Raw genomic sequence first — 13,920 nt, 5'->3', positions numbered from 1 at the left:
CATGGATCACTTCGGCGCGGCCGAGCGGGTGGATCTCTGTCCCTTTTGCCGGTCTTATGGAGACAATAGATCAGACCCGGCTGAAGTGAGGTTTCATACCCCATGACCAGTCCGCTCTCCGGTGTCCGAGTCGTCGAGGTGGGCGTGTTCATGGCCGCCCCCTTCGCGACGATGCAACTCGCCGACCTGGGCGCCACCGTCATCAAGGTCGAGCATCCCCACGGCGGTGACCAGGTACGCGCCATCGGCCCGTTCACGGCCGGCCACAGCTCCCCCTTCGCCCGGCTCAACAGGAACAAACGATCGCTCGCCCTCGACCTCAAGGCGGAGTCCGGCGCCGCCGCCTTCCTCCGCCTGATCCGGGAGGCGGACGTGCTGGTCGAGAACCTGCGCCCCGGCGCCATGCGCAAGCTCGGATTCGGCTACGCCGACCTCAGCGAGCTCAACCCCGGCCTCGTGTACGTCTCCGCCTCCGGCTGGGGCCAGGACGGCCCCCTGGCCGATCTGCCGGGGCTGGACATCATGGCTCAGGCCCGCGGCGGCCTCATGAGCGTCACCGGCATGCCAGGTGGCGACCCGGTCAAGGTCGGCGTGCCCGTCGCGGACCTCGCCTGCGGCCTTTACGCAGCCCTCGGCGCCGTCTCCGCCCTGCACGCCCGCGCCCTGACCGGCCGGGGCCAGCACGTGGACGTGTCGCTGCTGGAGTCGGCCGTGTCACTCGCCATCTGGGAGGCGGGCAGGTATTTCGCCACCGGCGAGACCGGCCGGCCGCTCGGCTCGGCGCACCAGAGCACGGCGCCGTACCAGGCCATCAGGACCGCGGACGGCTGGTGCACGGTCGGCGCGGTCACCCCCAAGACCTGGCACGGCCTGTGCACCGCGCTCGGCCTGCCCCACCTGCTCGCCGACGAACGCTACGCCGACGCCCACGACCGGCACGGCCTGCGCCACGAGCTCATCCCCGCCATCGAACAGGTCACCACGCGGCGCACCACGGCCGACGTCGTCGCCGTGCTCGAAGCCTCCGGCGTGCCCTGCGCGCCCATCGCCGACTACGCGCAGGTGTTCACCGACGATCACCTCACCCGGCGGCGCTTCTTCTGGGATGCCGAGCATCCCGAGATGGGCCCCGTACGCCAGCTCGGCTCGGCCATGCGCTTCTCCGGCACGCCCACCAGGCGCGGGACCGCCGGGCCGCCGCTCGGCGCGGACACCGTCGAGGTGCTGCGCGAGTGCGGCCTGACCGAGAGGGAGATCGACCGGCTGCTCGCCGAAGGCGCGGCGGCCCAATCCGCCACCCCGAAGGAGATCGTGTGAGCGAACTGATCGTCACCACCGACGGGCCCGTGCTGCGGGTGGTGTTCAACCGCCCCGCCCAGCACAACGCGCTGACCTGGGCCATGTGGGACGGCCTCTACGACGCCTGCGAACGCGCCGACGCCGACCCCGGCATCAAGCTGCTCACGATCTCGGGGGCCGGCGGGCGGGCGTTCGTCGCCGGAACGGACATCGCCCAGTTCACCGCCTTCACCGACGGGGAGGACGGCGTCGCCTACGAGCGCAAGGTCGAGCGCATCATCGGCCGCCTCGAAAGCGTCAAGGTGCCCACCCTGGCCGTCGTCCAGGGCTACTGCGTGGGCGCGGGCCTCATCGTGGCCGCCGCCTGTGATCTGCGCCTGTCCGTGCCGGGATCGAGGTTCGGCGTTCCCATCGCGAGGACGCTCGGCAACTGCCTGTCCATGAACACGTACTCGCTGCTCGTCCACCATCTCGGCCCCGCCAGAACCCTGGACATGCTGATGCGGGCCCGCATGTTCACCGCCGAGGAGGCCCACGCGGCCGGCTTCGTGGGCGAGGTCTGCCAGCCTGAGGAGCTCGCAGACCGGCAGACGGAGACGGAGGAGCGGCTGCTCTCGCACGCGCCGCTGTCGATGTGGGCGGCCAAGGAGGCGGTCAGGCGGCTGCGGGTGGCGAATGTGCCGGACGGGGACGACATCGTGGCCACGGTCTTCGGCAGCGACGACTTCCACAGAGCCGTCCCCGCCTTCCTCACCAAGCAGCAGATGACTTGGGAGGGCCACTGATCCGGGTGGCGCCGGACCGGACCTCATCCTCGGCCTAAGATCGGAGGCATGCAGCTCGCCCCCGGTGTCCACGTCGCCATCACCGACCGCAACGGAGGGGTCAGCGCCCCGCCCTACGGCACGCGCAACCTCGGCGGCATGGTCGGCGACGACCCGGCCGCCGTGCGGGCCAACCGCGAGGGCGTGGCGGCCGAGCTGGGCGTGCGCGCCATCGTGTTCATGCGCCAGGTCCACAGCGCCGACGTGGCGTACGTCAGCGAGCCGTTCGGCGACGACCCGCCCATGCTCGACGGCGTGTTCACCACCGAGCCCCGCCTGGCGCTGGCCTCACTCGGGGCCGACTGCCCCGCCGTCCTGGTGGCCGACCCCGTGGCGGGCATGATCGGCGCCGCCCACTCCGGCCGCCCCGGCACCGAGGCGGGCATCGCCACGGCCCTGGTGGAGGCGATGGCCGCCAAGGGCGCGGAGCCCGGCAGGATGGCCGCCATGATCGGCCCCGGCGCGTGCGGCCGCTGCTACGAGGTGCCCGCCGACCTGCGCGAACAGGTCGCCGCGAAGGTGCCCGCCACCTGGTCCACCACCTCCTGGGAGACTCCCGCACTCGACCTGCGGGCCGGCATCGAGTCCCAGCTCCGGGCGGCGGGCGTCCCCGACGTACGCCACGACGCACGCTGCACGATCGAGTCGGAGGAGCTCTACTCCCACCGCCGCGAACGCCCAGGCGGCCGCTTCGCCGGCCTCATCTGGCTGGACGCCTGAGCTCGGCCAGGTAGCCCGGCATCACAGATGCATCTCGTTCCCTGGAATGTGCAACAGCCAGGGTCTCGCCTCGCGTCCTGGGCGGGAAAGAGATGAAAGGTGACGGATGTGGAGCAGCCGGGGAGTATGACGGAGTTCGTACAGATCCGCGGGCCCGCCTTGCTGCGCTACGGGCTCGTGCTCACCGGCAACCCGCACGATGCCGCCGACCTGGCCCAGGAGGCGCTGCTGAAACTCAGCGGCTCCTGGTCGAGGGTGCGCAAGAAGCAGGACCCCGAAGGATTCGTCCGCATCACCATGGCGCGGCTGCACATCAGCGCCTGGCGCCGGATCAAGCGGGAACGTCTGGTCGGCAGAGTTCCCGAAGAGGGCATCGCCGACGCCGACATCGCCCGCTTCGACGGCGAACCGGGGCTGTGGCGCCTGGTGACGCGATTACCCCCGCGCCAGCGCGCGGTCATCGTCCTGCGCTACTACTGCGACCTCTCCGACGAGGAGATCGCCGATGCGCTGGGGGTGTCCAGGGGCACGGTGCGCAGCCAGGCCGCACGGGCGCTCGACAAGCTCAAGACCGGTTGGAACCGCGAACACGCAGGGGACATCGATGTTCGAGGATGAGCTGACGAAAACGCTGAACGCGGCGGCCAAGTGCGGGCCGCCCGAGGATCTGCTCGCCGGAATCGACGCCCTGCGCCGCCGCCGCAGGCGCCGCCGCGCCGGAGCGGCCCTGGCCGCGTGCGCCGTCGCCGTCGTCGTGGGCGTCGTCACCGCCGTGGTCAGGCCGGCTTCGCTGACATCCCTGCCGGCGGCGACACCCGGCCCCACCGCGTCGAACCTGGCCGAACGCGTCACCCGGGCGACCGTGAAGGTTCCGGCCCGTTCCCTGGACGGCCACACGTACGAGGGAATCGAGGCGATAGACGCTCACCGGTTGTTGCTGGTCACCGAACGCGGCTTCGACAGGTATGACGCGTCCACCGGCGAGATCACTCCCGTGGTGCGACTGCCCGCCCCGGTCGACATCCGCGACGTACGAGCCAACGAACGGCACGTCGTCTGGAAGGTCAACGTCCAGCAGGGCGACGCCGAGCGGAAGAGCAGGCCGGCCGATCCCGTCGACAGAGCGCTGGAGCAGGCGGATTCAGCACTCAGGAAGCTCGGTCTCCCCGAGTACTGGACGGTGCCGCTGCCCGGGGGCACGCCGCGCAAGCTACCGCCGACGCTCGGGGGCCCCTTCGACCTCATCGGCGACGACCTGATCATGCTCGACGGGGCCGGCGCCCGTCGAACGGCACTCACCGGCGGCCCGCCCCAGCCGATACCCGGCGCCGAGAACGCCCTCGCGCTGGACCTGCCGTGGGTGATGCTCGCGACCGAGCCTGCCGTCCTCGGTCAGGAACCGGCCGAGTTGCTCAATGTCGTGACGGGAGAGAAACGGCGACTGGCGGCAGATCTGTGCGCGTCGTCCGCGTGCCTGCATGCTCCGCTGCACCTGTGCTCGTCCGACTGGTGCATCCGCGAAGACAGGGCGGGCAAGCCGTTCGCCCGGCGGACGGACGGCTCACGGACGGTGCCGCTGCCCGGCGCCAGTACGGAGCCCCCGGCCCTGAACCGGTTCGCCGTCCTGGACGACGGGCGGCGGCTGTTCGACCTCACCACGGGAGCGAGCGCCGGCTTCGAGCCGCCGGGCTCGCACGAAGTCCCGCCCTCCGGCACCGGCCGGCGGCTCCTGGCGAGAAGCGCGGGCGATGTCATCTGGGTGGTCAACCTCAAGGCTCTCAGCTGAGAGCTCTCATCACGCGCGAGGGGTGCGGGCCTGCCGAGCACCCGATCACGCGCGAGGGACGGCTCGGCAGTGCGGGCCTGCCGAGCACCCGGCCGGCTGCCGGGTCACACGTGTCGGGTCAGCTCTTCTTGCCGGAGTTGTAGATCCCGTTCACTATGACGATCCCGAGCCAGATCCAGAAGAGCCCGTTGGCCCGGTCCGCGAAGATCAGGACCAGGGTCATGATCGTGCCCAGGGCCATCGAGACGATGGCCAGGGCCAGTCGCTGCGCCTCCGTCGGTCCCGAGCGGGCCGCCTTGCCGGCCTCCGGGGTGAGCTGGGCCACGCGTTCGTCCACCCGCCGGTCGATCTCGGTGCCCATCCGGTCGAGGAACGACTCCACGACCGCGTCCTCGAACTCCGGCCCGAGGTCGCGACGCGCGGACACGGCGGCTCGTAGTTCATCCCCAGTAGTCATATGTCGAGATATAACGGGATTATCGGCTATCGGGCAAGGATGTCATCGAGGTTGTAACTGACTGGACGCTCCAACTGCTCATACGTGCATGATTCGGGCGTACGGTCGGGCCGCCACCGTCGGAACTGCGCGGTGTGCCGGAACCGGTCGCCCTCCATCTGGTCGTAGGCCACCTCGATCACCAGCTCGGGCCGCAGCGGGATGAACGACAGGTCCTTCTTGGCGTTCCACCGCGACACCGCCCCGGGCACCCGCTGCCCGCCCGTCGCGGGCCCGGCGGCCGGCTGGCCGGCGTTGGCCGTCGCCTGCTCGGCCCAGTGGCCCCAGGGATGCTCGCTCAGCTCGGCGAGGTACGGCCTGATCTCCTCGACCAGCTCGGCCCTGCGCTTCATCGGGAACGAGGCCGCCACGCCCACGTGATGCAGCCGCCCGTCGTCGCCGTAGAGGCCGAGCAGCAGCGAGCCCACGATCGGACCCGACTTGTGCTCCCGGTAGCCGCAGATCACGACGTCGGCGGTGCGTTCGTGCTTGACCTTGAACATCGTGCGCTTGTCGGGCACGTACGGCTGGTCACCCGGCTTGACGATGATGCCGTCGAGCCCGGCCCCCTCGAACATCTCGAACCACTCGCCCGCCTGCTCCTCGTTGGTCGTGACCGGTGTGAGCCGGACGGACCCGCTCTTGTCCTCGGGGAAGAGCTGCTCCAGCCGGGCCCGCCGCTCCGCGAACGGCGCCTCAAGCAGCGACTCGTCGCCCACCGCCAGCAGGTCGAAGGCGACGAACTGGGCGGGTGTGCGCTCCGACAGCATGGTCACCCGCGACTTGGCCGGGTGGATGCGCTGCTGCAGCGCGTCGAAGTCGAGCTGGGAGCCCATGGGCAGCACGATCTCGCCGTCCACGACGACCTTGTCGGGCAGCTCGGCCCGCACCGCCTCGACCAGCTCGGGGAAGTAGCGCGTGAACGGACGCTCGTTGCGGCTGCCCAGGTAGACCTCGTCGCCGTCGCGGAAGACGATGCAGCGGAAGCCGTCCCACTTCGGCTCGTAGAACAGCGTGCCGTCCTGCTTGGGCATGGCCTTGACCGGCTTGGCCAGCATCGGCGCCACCGGCGGCCGCACCGGCAGATTGGGCACCGGCTCCGGCTCGGCTTCAGGCTCCGGTGCGGCCTTCTCGGCCGCCTGAGCCTTCGGTGACGGCGCCGCCGCAGGTGCGGTCGCGTCCGCATCGGCCTCCGGCGGCGTGGTCGCGTCCAGGTCAGGCTCCGGAGTCGGGCTCGGCGTCCGGTCGGTCATGGCTCTGCTCCCTCGTGTACTTGCAGAAGAGGACCCCCTCCTCTTCCAGCACCTGACTGAGTTCAAGTGCCGTCTGGGCCGGCTCGCCGTTCTGGATGCGGGCCGCGCCGCCCCCGACCAGCAGCGGGCTGATCGTCAGGCACAGCTCGTCGACCAGGCCGTCGGCCGAGAGCTGGGCGTTGATCCGGGGGCCGCCCTCGCACAGCACCCTGGTCAGGCCCCGGTGGTGCAGCGCGGCCACCGCCCGCCGCAGGTCGACGCCCTGCTCGCCGGCCACGATCAGGTCGGACCGCTCGGCCGCCGTCTTGCGCCGCTCGTGCGGGGCGGCCTCGCAGGTGATCACGATGGTCCTGCTGGGCGCGCTGGTGAACAGCTCGCCGTCGAGGTCGAGATCGAGGCTGCGGGTGATCACAGCGATCGGCGGCACCTCGGGCCGGCCCCGCCTGATCTCCGCCCACCACTCGCGCGGCGGCACCGGGCCGTACTTCTCCTTGCGGACGGTCGCGGCCCCCGCGACGATGACGTCGGCCAGGCCGCGCAGGGTCTGGAAGATGCGCTTGTCACCCTTGCTGGACAGCCCGCCGGAGCGCCCGTCGAGCCAGGCCGCGCCGTCGGCGCTGGACACCATGTTGAGCCGCAGCCACGGACGGCCCTCGGGATAGGCGTACGCCTGCACGATGTCCGGGTTGTCCTGTATGTCGGGATAGATGCGCCGCACTCCTCTACCTTGGCACACCGCACCGACAATCAACCCCGAGGGGAGCGCGGGGCCTCTGGTCAGGGGTTGGGCTGTCTGGGCTGGCGCAGCACCTGGAGCGAGCGGGCCGTGACGGCCACCACGGCGTTGGGCAGCCAGCGCTCGTCGAGGAACGCGTCCTCGACCGTGTCGTGGTTGGTGTCGAGCACCGGCAGCCACGCCGTGCCGAACTCCTCGCCGGGCAGCGTGAACGGCATGTTCTCGTGGTGGGCGTTGATCAGCAGCAGGAAGGAGTCGTCGACGATCCGCTCGCCGCGCGGCCCCGGCTCGGTGATCGCCTCGCCGTTCAGATAGACCATCAGCGACTTGGCGTAGCTGATGTGCCAGTCGCCCGCCGTCATCTCGCGCCCGCCGGGCGTGAGCCAGACCAGGTCCCGCTTGCCGTTGTCGGGGTGGCGGCCGTGGAAGAAGCGGCGGCGCTGGAAGACGGGATGCTCGCGGCGCAGCTTCGACAGCGCGCGGACGAAGTCGAGCAGATCGGACTCGGGCCGCACCATCGACCAGTCGACCCAGGCCAGCTCGTTGTCCTGGCAGTAGGCGTTGTTGTTGCCGCGCTGGGTGCGGCCGATCTCGTCGCCGTGGGACAGCATGGGCACGCCCTGCGACAGGAACAGCGTGGCCAGGAAGTTGCGGCGCTGGCGGCGGCGCAGCGTGACGATCTCCGGGTCCTCGACCGGGCCCTCCGCGCCGCAGTTCCAGGAGCGGTTGTCGTTGGTGCCGTCGCGGTTGTCCTCGCCGTTGTCCTCGTTGTGCTTGTGGTCGTAGGAGACCAGGTCGGCGAGGGTGAAGCCGTCGTGGCAGGTGACGAAGTTGATCGAGGCGACGGGGCGGCGGCCGGAGGACTCGTACAGGTCGGCGGAGCCGGTCAGGCGGGAGGCGAACTCGGGCAGGGCCGAGTGGGTGCCCCGCCAGAAATCTCGTACGATGTCGCGATATTTGCCGTTCCACTCCGTCCACAGGGGCGGAAAGTTCCCGACCTGGTAGCCGCCTGGACCGACGTCCCACGGCTCGGCGATCAGCTTGACCTGCGAGATCACCGGATCCTGCTGGATCAGGTCGAAGAACGCGCTCAGCCGGTCGACGTCGTGCAGCTCCCTGGCCAGCGCCGAGGCCAGGTCGAAGCGGAACCCGTCGACGTGCATCTCCAGCACCCAGTAACGCAGGGAGTCCATGATGAGCTGCAGCGCGTGCGGCGAGCGCACGTTGAGCGAGTTGCCGCAGCCGGTGTAGTCGAGGTAGTAGCGCCGGTCGCCGTCGTGCAGCCGGTAGTAGGCGGCGTTGTCGATGCCCCTGAAGCCCAGCGTGGGCCCCATGTGGTCGCCCTCGGCCGTGTGGTTGTAGACCACGTCGAGGATGACCTCGATGCCCGCCTCGTGCAGCGCCCGCACCATGGCCTTGAACTCCAGCACCTGCTGCCCCCGCGTCCCCGCGCTGGAGTAGCGGCCGTGGGGCGCCAGGTAGGCCATGGTGTTGTAGCCCCAGTAGTTCGTCAGCCCGCGCGCGACCAGGAAGTGCTCGGGAACGTAGTGGTGCACCGGCATCAGCTCGACCGCCGTCACCCCGATCGACAGCAGGTGCTCGATGATCGCGGGATGCCCGATGCCGGCGTACGTGCCGCGCAGGTCGGGCGGCACGTCGGGGTGGCGCATGGTGAGCCCGCGCACGTGGGCCTCGTAGATCACGGTCTCGTGGTACGGGATGCGCGGCAGCCGGTCGTTGCCCCACTCGAAGAACGGATTGATCACCACGTTCTTCGGCATGTAGGGCGCGCTGTCCTCGGTGTTGCGCCTGGTCGGATCGGTGAAGTAGTAGGGGAACAGCGCCTGGTTCCAGGTCAGCTCACCGTCGATGGCCTTGGCGTAGGGGTCGAGCAGCAGCTTGGCCGGGTTGCACCGGTGGCCGTGGGACGGCTCGTTGGGCCCGTGGACGCGATAGCCGTAGCGCTGACCCGGCTGGATACCCGGCAGGTAGCCATGCCAGACGAACCCGTCGACCTCGGGCAGTTCGACGCGCTCCTCGGAGCCGTCATCGTGGAAAAGGCACAACTCGACCCGCTCGGCGACCTCGGAGAACACCGAGAAACTGGTGCCAACGCCATCCCAGGTGCCGCCGAGTGGATAGGGCTCGCCCGGCCAGACCTCACGCATGTGGCCCAATTGTCGCACGCTGAAGCGGTCTTGGTCTTGTTATGGCTCGATCGCTTCGCTCGCGAGCCACGGAACCCCACGTCGGGAGGGGCTCCGTGGCGGGCGGGAGGCTAGAGCAGCTCGGCCTTGAGCGTGATCGTCGTGCCCGTCAGCGCCTTGCTCACCGGGCAGTTCGCCTTGGCCGTCTCGGCGGCCTCCTGGAACTGCTCGGCCGTGAGGCCGGGCACGTGACCCTGCACGGTGAGCACGATGCCCGTGATGCCCTCACCCGGCTGGAACGTGACGTCGGCGCTCGTGCGCAGCGACTCCGGCGGCGTGCCGGCCCCGGCCAGCCCGTGGGACAGCGCCATCGAGAAGCAGGACGAGTGGGCGGCGGCGATCAGCTCCTCGGGCGAGGTCTTGCCGTTGGCCGCCTCGGCCCTGGACGGCCAGGAAACCTCGAACGTGCCGACTCCCGACGTGTCGAGCGACACGGTGCCCGAACCGTCGAGCAAGGCGCCTTTCCACTGTGTGGTAGCGGTGCGTGTGGTGGCCATGGCGTTGTGCTCCCTCCTGTATGGACTTCCGACCTTATCGCGCGGCGAAACAGGCACGCCGACCGTCATCCGGCTCTACATTTGCCGCGAATAATGACATGCTCGGGTCGCGGCGCACCCGCCGCCTTGGTCCGGATTAAACGGGAGTGTGGTGCCAGTGGAGGCACCGTACGACGACCGCCTGCTGCATCAGCGAGTGGTCGGCGGCGATGAGTCCGCTCTGGGTGAGGTCTACGATCGGCTCTCCTCGCTGATCTTCGGTCTCTCCCTGCGGGTCACCAGGGACCGGGTGATCGCCGAGGACATCACGCAGGAGGTGTTCCTCGTCTTCTGGGAGCGGCCTTTGGCCTACGACCCGGAACGGGGCACGCTGCGTGCCTGGCTGGCCACGATCGCCCACCGGCGCGCGGTCGATCACGTACGCGCCGAGGAGCGCAGGAGGGTCTCGGCGCTCGGCCCGAGATTGTTCGAACGCGAGCCCGTGCGGCTGGAGGACACCGTGCTCGCCGCCGACGAGGCGGAACGGGTCCGGCAGGCGGTCACGTCGTTACCCGACGGCCTGCGGGAAGCGGTCGAGCTGGCGTACTTCGGCGGCAGGACCTACCGGCAGGTCGGAGAGGAACTGGGCGTGCCGGAGGGCACGGCCAAATCGCGCATCCGGCTGGCGCTGCGGCGCCTGGCGGACGCGCTCGCCGAGGAGGAAGTGTGATGAACACCGCGCCGCCGCACGCCGGGCGGGCGTTCGCGCCCGCGAACGGCACGCCGGACGCGGGATCGCCGCACGCGCGCCCGGCGCAGACGGGATCGCCGCAGGCGGGATCGCCGTACGCGCGGCCGGTGTTCGCGCACGCGGGAAGCAGTCTTACGGACGCGGGGCCGCCGCACACGTGCCCAGCGTCCACGCACGCGCAGGAAGAGGTGTGATGGACCCCGTCGAGCGTCTCTATCTGGACGCGATGATGGAGGACCCGGCGGTGCCGGCCCACTCGTTGCGACCCCAGCTCCTGTCCGGGGCCAGGGCCCGGCGCAGGCCCGCGGCCCCCACCGCCGCCTGGGCCGAGCCGTACGCCGGCCGCGTGGCCGCCATGGACGCCCTGCTGGCCTCGGCCGCGGAGGACAACTGGTCGCGCGTCATCGTCGAGGGCTGGACGCTGCAGGAGCTCGTCGCCCACCTGGCCGCCAAGGACAGCCTGCTGGCCGCCTCCGTCGGAGCTCCCGTGCTGGGCCCGCCGATCGGCGCGCCCGACTCGACGAGCCGGACGAACGACCTCCAAGCCTACGAACGTGCCCGCAGCCCCGAACAGACCAGGAGGGACTGGCGCGCCCAGGCCGACGCCCTCTGCCGCCACCTGGCCGAGCTGCCGCCCACCACCCTGACCACGCTGGACGGCCTTGAGGTGGTGGCGAGCGACCACATCCTGGCCAGGAGCCTGGAGACGTGGATCCACACGGCCGACGCGGCCCAGATGGCCGAGATCCGGCTGCCCGACCCCGTCGCCGGCCACATCCATCTCCAGGCCGACCTGTGCGCCCGCCTGCTGCCCCTCACGATGTTCATGTCGGGCATGGACGGCACCGGCCGCACGGCGCACGTGACGCTGACGGGTGCGGGCGGCGGTGAGTGGCGGGTCGCCCTGGGCGTCGCCGACACCGAGCCGGGCGAGCCGGACGTGCGCATCACGGCGGACGTGGTGACGTTCTGCTTCCTGCTCGGTGGCAGGGGAGACCCGGGGGACTTTCCCGCGGAACTGGAGGGAGACCTCTCTCTGGCCAGGGACATCCTCCTCTCGGCCCCCGCCCTTTCCGGCCCTTGAAAGAGCTTTTGCCGCGTCATTTACCGCATATCCCGCAAAAGCGTGATTTCCGAATATCGCTGCTCCCTGGTGAACGGCGGAGATTTGACCGCTTGTTGGGGGTTCATAGCGGGAATCGCCGGCGCGCCCGTCATTTCAGCAGAACGACCGGAGCGACGGCCGGGGTGGTGGCCGGTGATCGCGGAGGTCGTCGTCTAGGCTCGGCTCATGACGAGAGGGGGGTCCTCGTGGCGGACGAAGTGACAGGTCTTGCGGGCCTGCTGTACGAGTTCGGGCTGCTCAAGCGCTACAAGCGGACCGGTTGGCTGGTGGCGGGCGTACGCGACCCCGAGAGCATCGCCGAGCACTCCTTCCGCGCCGCCGTCATCGCCAGTGTGATCGCCAGGCTGGAAGGGGCCGACCCGGAGCGGGCCGCGTTCATGAGCCTGTTCCACGACACGCAGGAAACCCGCATCACCGACATCCCGTACATCGGCAAGCGCTACCTCAAGCCGCCCTCCAACGAGGACGTCACCGCGGACCAGATGCGGGGCGTGCCGGCGGAGGTGGCCGACATGGTCGGCGACGCGGTCGGCGAGTACGAGGAGAAGGCCAGCCTGGAGGCCGTCTGCGCGCGCGACGCCGACAAGCTGGAGTGCCTCATCCAGGCCGTCGAATACCGCGAGCAGGGGCACCAGAACGTGCAGGGCTGGATCGACAGCTCCCTGGCCGCGCTCACGACCACGACGGGCAAGCGGCTGGCCGAGGAGGCGTTGAGCACGGGGACCCTCGACTGGGTGGTCCGCGTGCTCAACGGCGACTGACAGCCGCGACGGCCCGGCGGGCGGCGCCGCGGGCTCGCCGGCGGTCCGTCCGGGAGACCAGGCGCCGGGGCTCGCTGACGGGCCGTACGGGCCTCTACCGGCCTTATTCGCCGGCGGGGCGGGTGACGAGCTCCCTGGCATACTCGTCGTCGCTCTCCGCCAGCACCCGCTCGACCCCCTGCGCGGCCCGTTCGTCGCCGCGCAGGGCCAGCCCGCGGGTCGCCTCGGCCACCGTGCGCAGGTCGGTGTCGCTCAGCCGGGCCGCCAGCGCCTCCCTGATCCCGGGCGTGTCGGCGGCCAGCCCGGCGACCCCGGCGGTGGCCCAGTCGCGGATCTCGGAGTCGTCGTCCTCGGTCATCGAGATGAGCAGCGCCAGCCCCTCCTCGTCGTCCGGCGGCAGCACGTCGGCCAGCGCGATCGGGTCGGTCATCGTGCGCTTGTGACCGGGCCGCCCGATGACGTCGAGCACGTACGGCAGCGCCCGCGGATCGCCCTGGTGCCCCAGCCCCGCCAGCACCGAGCGCAGCACCTGCGGGTTGCTCTCCGTGGTGACCATCTTCTGCAGCAGCGGCAGGGTCCGGTCGAGGTACGGCTTCTCCCCGTCCTCGGTGAACCCGAACTGGGAGATGGCGTCGACCCCGAACTCCCGCTCCCTCGCGTCCTCGCTCAGGCACAGCCGGGTCAGCGCGTCGTACGTCTCCTCGTCGCCCCGCTTGTTCAGCGTGTCGGCCACGATCCACCAGGTCTCGGCGTCCTCGTCGATGTCGCGGTGGGCCAGGGCCCGCGCCACGAGCCGCTCGATCGGGGTGTAGACGCCCGCCGCGTCCTCCAGGAGCGTCGCGACGGCCGCGTGGCCGCGCTGGGCCTGCACCTGGTCGCTCTCGGAGCCGTCGGCCGAGCGTCCGGCCACGGTGATCAGCTCGGTGCCGTCCTTGGCGTACTGGCGGGCCACGACGTATTCCCAGTCGTCCTGCTCGAACTGGTCCATCAGCGCGCTCTCCAGGTGCACGCCCACCCAGGCACTGGCGATCTCCAGCGGGGAGTCGCCTTCGCCGTCGTACTTCTCGTGGTCGGCCCCGGCCTCCAGCAGCACCTGCACCACGCCCAGCGCGCCTCGCCTGGCGGCCAGCGCGAGCGGGGTGTCGCCGTCGTCGTTGGTGACATCCACGTCGGCGCCCGCCTCGATCAGCATCCGGGCGACCGCGGCCTGTCCGTTGGTGGCGGCCCAGAGCAGCGCCGTCCAGCCGCCGTCCTCCCGGCCGTCGACCTGGGCGCCGGCGTCGAGCAGCGCCCTGGCCACCTCTGTGCGGTCCCTGGCGGCGGCCGCGCACAGCGGCAGCCCGCCCTCCTCGCCCTCGCTGGGCGTGTTGGGATCGGCGCCGGAGGCGAGCAGCTTGCCGACGGTCTCGATCTCGCCGTTCATCGCCGCGCGGTAGAGCTGTTCCTCATGCATGACAGGGACCCTAGCCTGGTCCGGCCGCGCCC

15 protein-coding genes are annotated in these 13,920 nt (G+C 70.8%); 9 read left to right on the top strand and 6 right to left on the bottom strand.

Features of this window, described 5'->3' with window-relative positions; genetic code table 11:
- Positions 1-102: 102 nt before the first annotated feature.
- The 5 genes from AB0C28_RS11450 (at position 103) to AB0C28_RS11430 (ending at position 4,629) form a co-directional block, all read left to right on the top strand.
- Complete coding sequence (locus AB0C28_RS11450; protein ID WP_357844340.1) at positions 103-1,317, top strand: CaiB/BaiF CoA-transferase family protein; 1,215 nt, start codon at positions 103-105, stop codon at positions 1,315-1,317.
- Positions 1,314-2,084 (top strand): enoyl-CoA hydratase/isomerase family protein, encoded by a 771-nt coding sequence (locus AB0C28_RS11445; RefSeq protein ID WP_358073799.1) that lies wholly within the window; start codon positions 1,314-1,316, stop codon positions 2,082-2,084. Before AB0C28_RS11450 ends, AB0C28_RS11445 begins: the two co-directional genes overlap by 4 nt.
- Positions 2,085-2,132: 48 nt before the next feature.
- Complete coding sequence (gene pgeF, locus AB0C28_RS11440; protein WP_357844346.1) at positions 2,133-2,843, top strand: peptidoglycan editing factor PgeF; 711 nt, start codon at positions 2,133-2,135, stop codon at positions 2,841-2,843.
- A 126-nt stretch (positions 2,844-2,969) separates the two neighbouring features.
- Positions 2,970-3,461, top strand: coding sequence for a SigE family RNA polymerase sigma factor (locus AB0C28_RS11435; RefSeq protein ID WP_357844349.1), 492 nt, complete (start codon positions 2,970-2,972; stop codon positions 3,459-3,461).
- Positions 3,448-4,629 carry a hypothetical protein gene (locus tag AB0C28_RS11430; RefSeq protein WP_358073796.1) on the top strand — a complete coding sequence of 394 codons (1,182 nt, stop codon included), beginning with the start codon at positions 3,448-3,450 and terminating at the stop codon, positions 4,627-4,629. Before AB0C28_RS11435 ends, AB0C28_RS11430 begins: the two co-directional genes overlap by 14 nt.
- A gap of 118 nt (positions 4,630-4,747) precedes the next feature.
- Here AB0C28_RS11430 and AB0C28_RS11425 read toward each other — a convergent pair whose 3' ends face one another.
- The 5 genes from AB0C28_RS11425 to AB0C28_RS11405 all read right to left on the bottom strand — a co-directional run bounded on the left by AB0C28_RS11425 (position 4,748) and on the right by AB0C28_RS11405 (position 9,818).
- Positions 4,748-5,086 (bottom strand): hypothetical protein, encoded by a 339-nt coding sequence (locus tag AB0C28_RS11425; RefSeq protein WP_358073793.1) that lies wholly within the window; start codon positions 5,084-5,086, stop codon positions 4,748-4,750.
- 26 nt (positions 5,087-5,112) lie between these two features.
- Complete coding sequence (locus AB0C28_RS11420; RefSeq protein ID WP_357844357.1) at positions 5,113-6,378, bottom strand: ATP-dependent DNA ligase; 1,266 nt, start codon at positions 6,376-6,378, stop codon at positions 5,113-5,115.
- The gene (locus AB0C28_RS11415; RefSeq protein ID WP_358073790.1) at positions 6,341-7,096 is read right to left on the bottom strand and encodes a pyrimidine reductase family protein; all 756 of its coding nucleotides are present in this window, start codon (positions 7,094-7,096) and stop codon (positions 6,341-6,343) included. The genes AB0C28_RS11420 and AB0C28_RS11415 overlap by 38 nt, the downstream gene beginning before the upstream one ends.
- Positions 7,097-7,155: 59 nt before the next feature.
- A complete protein-coding gene (gene glgX / locus AB0C28_RS11410) occupies positions 7,156-9,282 on the bottom strand; it encodes a glycogen debranching protein GlgX (RefSeq protein WP_357844363.1) in 2,127 nt (708 codons plus the stop codon).
- A 110-nt stretch (positions 9,283-9,392) separates the two neighbouring features.
- On the bottom strand, positions 9,393-9,818 hold the full coding sequence (locus tag AB0C28_RS11405; protein ID WP_346101117.1) for an OsmC family protein: 426 nt from the start codon (positions 9,816-9,818) through the stop codon (positions 9,393-9,395).
- A gap of 151 nt (positions 9,819-9,969) precedes the next feature.
- On the opposite strand from AB0C28_RS11405, the gene AB0C28_RS11400 reads away from it, so the two are divergent.
- The 4 genes from AB0C28_RS11400 (at position 9,970) to AB0C28_RS11385 (ending at position 12,435) form a co-directional block, all read left to right on the top strand.
- Entirely contained in the window at positions 9,970-10,527 is a 558-nt protein-coding gene (locus AB0C28_RS11400) for a sigma-70 family RNA polymerase sigma factor (RefSeq protein ID WP_219911586.1), read from the top strand.
- The gene (locus AB0C28_RS11395) at positions 10,527-10,742 is read left to right on the top strand and encodes a hypothetical protein (protein WP_358073788.1); all 216 of its coding nucleotides are present in this window, start codon (positions 10,527-10,529) and stop codon (positions 10,740-10,742) included. The genes AB0C28_RS11400 and AB0C28_RS11395 overlap by 1 nt, the downstream gene beginning before the upstream one ends.
- Positions 10,742-11,632: a maleylpyruvate isomerase family mycothiol-dependent enzyme gene (locus AB0C28_RS11390; RefSeq protein WP_358073785.1), complete on the top strand. Its 891-nt coding sequence runs from the start codon at positions 10,742-10,744 to the stop codon at positions 11,630-11,632. Before AB0C28_RS11395 ends, AB0C28_RS11390 begins: the two co-directional genes overlap by 1 nt.
- Before the next feature lie 227 nt (positions 11,633-11,859).
- A complete protein-coding gene (locus AB0C28_RS11385) occupies positions 11,860-12,435 on the top strand; it encodes an HD domain-containing protein (RefSeq protein ID WP_346101114.1) in 576 nt (191 codons plus the stop codon).
- 103 nt (positions 12,436-12,538) lie between these two features.
- Here AB0C28_RS11385 and AB0C28_RS11380 read toward each other — a convergent pair whose 3' ends face one another.
- Positions 12,539-13,888, bottom strand: a complete 1,350-nt coding sequence (locus AB0C28_RS11380) for an ankyrin repeat domain-containing protein (RefSeq protein WP_357844375.1) — start codon at positions 13,886-13,888, stop codon at positions 12,539-12,541.
- Positions 13,889-13,920 lie beyond the last annotated feature (32 nt).

Origin of the sequence: Nonomuraea sp. NPDC048892, assembly GCF_040649735.1 — a bacterium.
GTDB lineage: Bacteria > Actinomycetota > Actinomycetes > Streptosporangiales > Streptosporangiaceae > Nonomuraea > Nonomuraea maheshkhaliensis.
The sequence above is the reverse complement of the archived record's forward strand: the minus strand, read 5'-3'. Positions and strand labels throughout refer to the sequence as shown.

Bases quoted from the DNA above. Each gene is read 5' to 3' on its own strand.
- glgX (WP_357844363.1), bottom strand. From the start codon at position 9,282: ATGCGTGAGGTCTGGCCGGGCGAGCCCTATCCACTCGGCGGCACCTGG.
- AB0C28_RS11425 (WP_358073793.1), bottom strand. From the start codon at position 5,086: ATGACTACTGGGGATGAACTACGAGCCGCCGTGTCCGCGCGTCGCGAC.
- AB0C28_RS11450 (WP_357844340.1), top strand. From the start codon at position 103: ATGACCAGTCCGCTCTCCGGTGTCCGAGTCGTCGAGGTGGGCGTGTTC.
- pgeF (WP_357844346.1), top strand. From the start codon at position 2,133: ATGCAGCTCGCCCCCGGTGTCCACGTCGCCATCACCGACCGCAACGGA.
- AB0C28_RS11420 (WP_357844357.1), bottom strand. From the start codon at position 6,378: ATGACCGACCGGACGCCGAGCCCGACTCCGGAGCCTGACCTGGACGCG.
- AB0C28_RS11435 (WP_357844349.1), top strand. From the start codon at position 2,970: ATGACGGAGTTCGTACAGATCCGCGGGCCCGCCTTGCTGCGCTACGGG.
- AB0C28_RS11430 (WP_358073796.1), top strand. From the start codon at position 3,448: ATGTTCGAGGATGAGCTGACGAAAACGCTGAACGCGGCGGCCAAGTGC.
- AB0C28_RS11395 (WP_358073788.1), top strand. From the start codon at position 10,527: ATGAACACCGCGCCGCCGCACGCCGGGCGGGCGTTCGCGCCCGCGAAC.
- AB0C28_RS11405 (WP_346101117.1), bottom strand. From the start codon at position 9,818: ATGGCCACCACACGCACCGCTACCACACAGTGGAAAGGCGCCTTGCTC.
- AB0C28_RS11380 (WP_357844375.1), bottom strand. From the start codon at position 13,888: ATGCATGAGGAACAGCTCTACCGCGCGGCGATGAACGGCGAGATCGAG.
- AB0C28_RS11390 (WP_358073785.1), top strand. From the start codon at position 10,742: ATGGACCCCGTCGAGCGTCTCTATCTGGACGCGATGATGGAGGACCCG.